2 protein-coding genes are annotated in these 1,742 nt (G+C 76.7%); both read left to right on the top strand.

The window, feature by feature from the left end; all coding sequences use genetic code 11:
- The first annotated feature begins 257 nt into the window (after positions 1-257).
- Positions 258-1,106, top strand: a complete 849-nt coding sequence (locus ABEB16_RS18375) for a spermidine synthase (protein ID WP_345713661.1) — start codon at positions 258-260, stop codon at positions 1,104-1,106.
- A 14-nt stretch (positions 1,107-1,120) separates the two neighbouring features.
- On the top strand, positions 1,121-1,742 hold a 622-nt coding region (locus ABEB16_RS18370; RefSeq protein ID WP_345713660.1), incomplete at its 3' end, for a DedA family protein.

The raw sequence follows: 1,742 nt of genomic DNA, 5'->3' as shown, positions 1-1,742 counted from the left end.
CACGCGGGCGGCCTGCGGCGGGGCGTCCACGGCGGGCAGCAGGTAGGGGGAGGCGGCGCGACGACGGGCCCGGCGCTCCAGGGCGGCGGGGAGGACGAAGCACGCGAGGAGCACCAGGAGGAGGAAAGTCGCCATGCCCAGTTCCTCGGCACGCGCGGCGGATTTCTTCAGTCCCGGTCCCCCGCACGCCCCAGCGGCCGCCGCGCCGCTGCCCCGGCCGTGCGGTGGCGGGCGCGGGGCTGGGAGGATCCGCTGCCGTGGCACGCCCCCGCAGACCGGCCCCCACCGAGGGCGAGGCGCTCATCTCCACCGGCACGGTCCGCCTGCAGCGCGACCGCGACGACCCCGACGGCTGGCTCGTGCTCGTCAACGGCGTGCCCAGCTCCTACGTCGACCTGGCCGACCCCACCCGCCTGGACTTCGAGTACCAGCAGTGGACCGCGGCGGTGCTGGACGCCGTGCACCCCGAGCCGGCCCCGCTGCGCGCGGCGCACCTCGGCGGGGCCGGCTGCGTGCTGCCCCGCTGCTGGGAGGCGACGCGGCCGGGGTCGGTGCAGGTGGTCTTCGAGGTCGACGAGCGGCTCGTGGAGGTGGTCCGCTCGGCGTTCGCGCTGCGCAGCCACCCGAGGCTGCGCATCCGCGTCAAGGAGGGCCGCGAGGGCGTCGCCGGGCTGCCCGGCGGCAGCCAGGACGCCGTCGTGCGCGACGCGTTCAGCGGCGACGCCGTGCCCGCGCACCTGTGCACCCGGGAGTTCCTCACCGACGTGGCGCGCGCGCTGGCCCCGGGGGGCGTCTACGTCGCCAACCTCGCCGACCGCCCGCCGATGCCGCGCTCGCGGGCGGAGCTGGCCACGGCGCTGGACGTCTTCGCCGACGTGGCGCTCGTCGCCGAGCCGGCCCAGCTGCGGGGCCGTCGCTACGGCAACGTGCTGCTCGTGGGTTCCTCCGCCCCGCTGCCGGTGCCCGCCCTCGTGCGGCGGCTCAGCGGCGGCGCCGCGCCCGCGCGGGTGCTGCACGGGGAGGAGGCGCGGAACTTCGCCGCCGGGGCGAGCGTCATCACCGATGAAGCGCTCGCGGCGGCCCGCGCGAGCGCGTCGTCGAGCTGAGGAGGACCCCCCGGATGAGCAGCGCGCTGCTGACCACGACGGCAGCGGCCGCGCAGGAGGGCGCCTCGGGGCTCACCGGCCTGGTCCTCGACGTCGTCGAGCGCCTGGGCCCGGTCGGCGTCGGGGTGCTGGGCTTCCTCGAGGTGGTCTTCCCGCCGATCCCCAGCGAGGTGGTGCTGCCGCTGGCGGGCTACCTCGTGCAGCAGGGGCGGATGGCGCTGCTGCCGGTGGTGCTGCTGTCCCTGGTCGGCACGGTCGCCGGTTCCTTCGTCCTGTACTGGCTGGGGGCGGCGCTGGGGCGCGACCGCCTGGCGCGGCTGGTCGACGGGGTGCCGCTGCTGACGGCCCACGACCTGCACCGCGCCTTCGGCTGGTTCGACCGGCACGCCTCCACGGCGGTCTTCACCGGCCGCTTCATCCCGGGGGTGCGCAGCTTCATCTCGCTGCCGGCCGGTGCGTCGCAGATGTCGCTGCTGCGCTTCGGCCTGCTGACGGTGGCCGGCTCGGCGTTGTGGAACGGCGCGCTCATCGCGCTGGGGCTGGCGCTGGGCACGCAGTACGAGCTCGTCGAGCGGTACTCCCAGTGGCTGGACTACGCCGTCTACGCCGCGCTGGCCCTGCTCGTCGGGCGCGGGG

Source organism: Kineococcus glutinatus, from assembly GCF_039542765.1.
In the GTDB taxonomy this organism is placed as follows: domain Bacteria; phylum Actinomycetota; class Actinomycetes; order Actinomycetales; family Kineococcaceae; genus Kineococcus_A; species Kineococcus_A glutinatus.
The sequence above is the reverse complement of the archived record's forward strand: the minus strand, read 5'-3'. Positions and strand labels throughout refer to the sequence as shown.